Annotated in this window: 7 protein-coding genes; 2 read left to right on the forward strand and 5 right to left on the reverse strand. The window is 76.2% G+C overall.

Going from position 1 to position 4,825, the window contains the following annotated elements:
• The 5 genes from DLJ47_RS29110 to DLJ47_RS29130 form a co-directional block, all read right to left on the reverse strand.
• On the reverse strand, positions 1–592 hold a 592-nt coding region (locus DLJ47_RS29110; protein ID WP_109904743.1), incomplete at its 3' end, for a uridine kinase.
• Positions 593–617: 25 nt separating this feature from the next.
• Positions 618–1,223 (reverse strand): winged helix-turn-helix domain-containing protein, encoded by a 606-nt coding sequence (locus DLJ47_RS29115; protein ID WP_088993697.1) that lies wholly within the window; start codon positions 1,221–1,223, stop codon positions 618–620.
• Between the two features lie 469 nt (positions 1,224–1,692).
• On the reverse strand, positions 1,693–2,064 hold the full coding sequence (locus DLJ47_RS37975) for a winged helix-turn-helix domain-containing protein (RefSeq protein WP_109904735.1): 372 nt from the start codon (positions 2,062–2,064) through the stop codon (positions 1,693–1,695).
• Between the two features lie 51 nt (positions 2,065–2,115).
• A complete protein-coding gene (locus tag DLJ47_RS29125; RefSeq protein WP_109904745.1) occupies positions 2,116–2,601 on the reverse strand; it encodes a rhodanese-like domain-containing protein in 486 nt (161 codons plus the stop codon).
• Positions 2,602–2,882: 281 nt separating this feature from the next.
• Positions 2,883–3,260 (reverse strand): signal peptidase I, encoded by a 378-nt coding sequence (locus tag DLJ47_RS29130; protein WP_109904737.1) that lies wholly within the window; start codon positions 3,258–3,260, stop codon positions 2,883–2,885.
• Between the two features lie 61 nt (positions 3,261–3,321).
• On the opposite strand from DLJ47_RS29130, the gene DLJ47_RS29135 reads away from it, so the two are divergent.
• On the forward strand, positions 3,322–3,732 hold the full coding sequence (locus DLJ47_RS29135) for an ankyrin repeat domain-containing protein (protein ID WP_109904739.1): 411 nt from the start codon (positions 3,322–3,324) through the stop codon (positions 3,730–3,732).
• 153 nt (positions 3,733–3,885) lie between these two features.
• Positions 3,886–4,825: DUF3500 domain-containing protein (locus tag DLJ47_RS29140; protein WP_109904741.1), on the forward strand; the 940-nt coding region annotated here is incomplete at its 3' end.

Here is a 4,825-nt window from a genome sequence, read left to right on the forward strand (position 1 = left end):
GGTCGTCGACCCGGACCACGATGTGGGCGAAGGTGGCCGGGGCGACCTCCGCGGCGTACCGGGCGAAGGCGGGCAGCGTCCACCGTCGTTCCGGGTCGGTGCGCCGGGCCAGCGCGGCCGGGGACAGCTCCAGGTGGACGGCGACGTCGAAGGGCAACCCACCGCCGAGCAGCAGCGCGCCGCTGACCAGCACCACCCCGCCGGGCGGCAGCTCCACGTAGTCGGCCCGGCTGGCCCGGTCGGTACGGGCGTCCCAGAGCGAGGGCAGCACCCGGCCGGAGCCGCCCGGGCCGGCCGGGTCCAGCACCTCCCGGCGCAGCCCCGCCTCGTCGACCCAGCCCTCGTAGTAGGCGTCCGAGTTGGTGCGGCCGTGCTCCAGCCGGACCGACGCGGGCCGGAGGAAGTCGGTGGCGCGTACGTGCAGCACCGGACGGCCCAGCGCGCGTAGCGGGTCGACCAGCGCCGCGGCCAGCTCGTCCGGGCCGGCGGCCGGCGCGCCGTCGACGGCCACCCGGAGCCGGCCCGCGGCGGCGGCGAACCGGTCGGCCAGTTCGGTGACGAGTCGCTCGGGTGAGATGGGACGGACGCGCACCCGACCCATCATGCCCGGGCCGGGGTCAGCCGCTGCGGTCGATGGTGACCCGGGCGTCGTCGGCGAGCCGGTAGCCGACGCCGTAGACCGTGGTGACCAGCGGGACGTCCACGCCGACCTTGCCGCGTAGCCGGCGGACGTGCACGTCGACCGTACGCACCCCGGCGTGCTCGTAGCCCCAGACCGCGTTGAGCAGTTGCAGCCGGGTGAACACCCGCCGGGGGTGCGCCACCAGGTGCAGCAGCAGGTCGAACTCCAGCCGGGTCAGCGGCAGCGGCTCGCCGTCGCGCAGCACCGACCGGGACGCCGCGAGGATGTGCAGGGCCGGGATGGTCGGGGCCAGCGGCCGGCCCGACGAGCGGTTGGCCGGCACCGGCTCGGGGCGGCGCTCCACGGTGGTCGCCGTGGTGATCGTGCCCTCGCCGCGTTCGAGCATCTCCCGGGCCGCCTCGAGCAGCCGGCGGGCCGGCGGGGTCAGCGACTCCTCACAGGCCAGCGGAATGTTCAAGGTCACGGTGAGCATCGGGGCCGCTGTGTTGGCGGGACGGCGCTGGCCGCCGGGGGGTCGACCGGGAACCGCGGGTTGGGACGTATGCCATCCGGCGCGCGACGAGGCGGGGCTGACCGACATGGTCCTCCTTGGCTGGTCCGGGTATCTCCCCACGGCCCGGGACGCCGCTTCATCGATGCTTCCCGGCGCCCGTGCGGGGGTCAAGGGGCGGCTGCGTTGCATGAATGTGACAATTGACGAACACATCGGAGCCGGATGCTCGCTCTGCGTACGAAGCCAGATGATTACAGCAGAGTCGCCAGCTTGACCCGATACGGGGGGTGCCCGCCCGGTTCACGTTCGCCGCGCGTTGCCACGCACGGTGGCAACCGAGGAGTTCTCGGGTGGCCGGGCACGCTCCCAGATGGACGGCCACCGTCCCGGCGGCGGGACATGTCGCCCGGAACACCCGTGGCTGCGGCCCGTGCCGGTCGGGCCGGCGCCACCGCGGGGCAGACCGGCGTGCCGGCCGGCCAGCGGGCACGCCGGGCTCGGCCGGGTGGCGGGCCGGTGCGGCGGGCACGCCGGTACGGCCCGGGATGGTGACCGGTCAGCGGGCCCGGTCGATCTCGATCCGGGCCTCGTCGGCGAGCCGGTAGCCCACCCCGTAGACCGTGGTGACCACCGGTGTGCGGGCGCCGAGCTTGGCCCGCAGCCGGCGCACGTGCACGTCCACCTCCCGGCGGCCGGCCGGCGCGCGGCCGGCGGACGGGTCGCCACCGGCGGCCGGGACCAGCCGCCCCTCCCCGGACGTGGCGAGTTCGCCGAGCAGTTCCAGCAGCCGGGCGAGGCGCGGGCTGGGCTCGCCGGGAGCGAGGTCGACGGTGATGGTCAGGCTCGTGGTGGCGGGCCGGCGGTACGGCGCGGACCGGTCCAGCCGGCCGGGCGGGTACGGGCGCGGGGAAATGGCGACGACGGACATGGGTGCCTCCTGCGGCGGCTGGTGCCGGCACGCCCGGGTGGGACGCGGCGGTCAGGACGGTGCGGGCCCGGCGGTGACCGGGGGCGCGAGATGCGAGGGTCGAAGCGGCGGGGTGGGACCGAGCACGGGCAGCCCGGCGATCTGCCAGGCGGCGAAGCCGCCGACCACGTCGGTGGCCCGGTACAGCCCGAGGTCCCGCAGGGCGGCGGCGGCCAGCGAGGAGGTGTAACCCTCCTGGCAGAGGACCACCACCCGCAGGTGGTAGCCGACCGCCGCCGGCAGCCGGGCGGGACATCGCGGGTCGAACCGCCACTCCAGCACGTTCCGCTCGACGGCCAGTGAGCCCGGCACGGTGCCGTACGCGGCCCGCTGGGCGGCCGGGCGGATGTCGACCAGCAGCGCGCCGGCCCGCTGGGCCAGGTGCGCCTGTTCGGGGTCGAGCCGGTCGAGCCGGGCCCGGGCGGCCGCCAGGATCTCGTCGATGCCCCGGGAGCCGGGTGGCGGGACCGGACAGCCGGTCGGGTCGGTCTGCGGCATGGCGGTTTCCTCCACTGGTCGTCGATGGTCCGGGGCGCCACCGGCTGACCGGGTCGAAGCCCGGCGGCACCGGCCAGCCGGCCGGGTCGGCGGCCCACCGCCGGGCGACGGCGAGCAGGTCGGGCGGGCGTCGGATGGTCACGGCGGTAGTCCTCGCGGGCTGGGCGGCGGGTCCCGGCCAACTTAGGCGCTAAACCCTATAGGTTTAGTGGGTAATCCCATTTGACGGGACCGGTAGGCCGTTCGCGGGCGTCGGGTCAGGACCTCGCGGGCGCGCCGGGTCAGCGGCGGACCGGCGGCGCCACCCGGTAGCCGGGAACCGAGGGCCAGCGGACGGTCAGCACGACCGACTCCCGCTCGGCGTACCAGGAGTGGTCCACCCCGCGCCCCCACACGACGTAGTCGCCGGGCTCGCCGAGCACCACCGTCCGATCCGGCAGCTCCACCCGGAACCGTCCACTCACCAGCACCAGCAGCGCCGTCCGCCGCTCCCCGGTGGCCCACCGCGAACGCGCCTCGCCGGCCGGATGCACGCCCCATTTCACCTCGACGTCGGTGCTGTGCCGCGCGTCGCCGGGCGGCATGAAGTGGCCGAGCAGCCAGCCGGCGTTGGTCGCGCCGTCGACGCCCGCGTTGCCCACGTACACCCGCTCGTCCATGCCCCTCCCCCGATCACCGGGCGAGGAACCTACCAGGCGGCGGTCCGACTAACCTGGACCGGTGACCGAGGAACTCGACGCCGAGACGCTGGCGTTCGCGCACCGGATGTTCGACCTGGCCCGCGACGGCGCCACCGCCGAACTGGCCGACTACGTCGACGCCGGGCTGCCGGTCAACCTGACCAACGACAAGGGCGACACGCTGCTGATCCTCGCGGCCTACCACGCCCACCCGGACACCGTCGCCGCGCTGCTCGACCGGGGCGCCGACCACTCCCGGACCAACGACCGCGGGCAGACCGCGCTGGCCGCGGCGGTCTTCCGCAGCAGTACGGAGGCGGTCCGGGCGCTGCTCGCCGCCGGCGCCGACCCGGACCACGGCAGCCCGTCCGCGGTGGACACCGCCGGCTTCTTCGACCTGCCGCAGATGCTCGCCCTGCTACGCCCCGAGAGCGGCCCGGCCACCGACTGAGCCGCAGGCCCACCGGCCGAGCCCTAGTCCGACCGCCACCGGGCGGCCGGGTCGCGGGCTGAGCCCGGCCGGCCCGTGACCGGCCGGCCGAATCGGCCGGCGGGGTGCGGCCGAGCCCCGGCGCGATCGGGCCGGGGCCGGTATACAAAGGCGGTGGAGGATCCCCTGCCCGAACAGATGCGCGCGGCCGGCACGGCGCTGCTCGCCGCGCTCGACGAGCCGGTGCGCGACCGCGCGACCCACCGGTTCGACGACGATGCCGCCCGGCGCTGGCTGGAGTACCGACCGCGGCCCCGGCCCGGGGTCAGCCTGGCCGACCTCGATCCGGCCGGACGCAAGGCCGCGCACCGGCTGCTCGCCACGGCGTTGAGCCCGACCGCGTACGCGCAGGCCATGACGATCGTCGCGCTGGAGGAGGTGCTGGACCGGGCCGAGGGGTGGCGCCGCGGCCGGCGCGGCGACGACTACTGGGTGGCCGTCTTCGGCGACCCGGCCCGCGACGACCGCTGGGCGTGGCGGGTCGAGGGGCACCACCTCTCGGTGAGCATGACAGTGGTGGACGACCAGGTCTCCCCCGCGCCGATCTTCTTCGGCGCCAACCCGGCGGCCGTCCGGTACGCGGGCCGCCCGGTGACCCGGCCGCTCGGGGTGGAGGAGGATCTCGCCCGGGCGCTGCTGGACGCGCTCGACCCGGCGGGGCGGGCCGCCGCGATCATCGCCGACGAGGCGCCCGGGGACATCATCAGCGCCACCCGGCCCCGGGTGGACGCGCCGCTGGAGCCGCTCGGCGTACCGGGCGACCGGCTCGGGCCGACCTCCCGGGCGCTGCTGGACCAGCTGGTCGCGCTCTACCTGGACCGGCTCCCGCCGGAGCTGGCGGTCCGGGAGGCCCGGCGGCTGGCCGGCGGGCAGCTGCACTTCGCCTGGGCCGGCCCCACCCGCCCGGGCCAGCGCCACTACTACCGGGTGCAGGGCGACGACCTGCTGATCGAGTACGACAACACCACCGACGACGGCAACCACGCCCACACCGTGCTCCGCCGCCCCGCCAGCGACTTCGGCCAGGACGTCCTGGCCGCCCACCACACCACCG

Origin of the sequence: Micromonospora sp. S4605 (assembly GCF_003176715.1) — a bacterium.
GTDB classification, from domain to species: domain Bacteria; phylum Actinomycetota; class Actinomycetes; order Mycobacteriales; family Micromonosporaceae; genus Micromonospora; species Micromonospora echinaurantiaca.

What these genes read in the sequence shown, in the direction of transcription:
- DLJ47_RS37975 (WP_109904735.1), bottom strand. Translation starts at nt 2,064, where the DNA reads ATGTCCGTCGTCGCCATTTCCCCGCGCCCGTACCCGCCCGGCCGGCTG.
- DLJ47_RS29115 (WP_088993697.1), bottom strand. Translation starts at nt 1,223, where the DNA reads ATGTCGGTCAGCCCCGCCTCGTCGCGCGCCGGATGGCATACGTCCCAA.
- DLJ47_RS29125 (WP_109904745.1), bottom strand. Translation starts at nt 2,601, where the DNA reads ATGCCGCAGACCGACCCGACCGGCTGTCCGGTCCCGCCACCCGGCTCC.
- DLJ47_RS29130 (WP_109904737.1), bottom strand. Translation starts at nt 3,260, where the DNA reads ATGGACGAGCGGGTGTACGTGGGCAACGCGGGCGTCGACGGCGCGACC.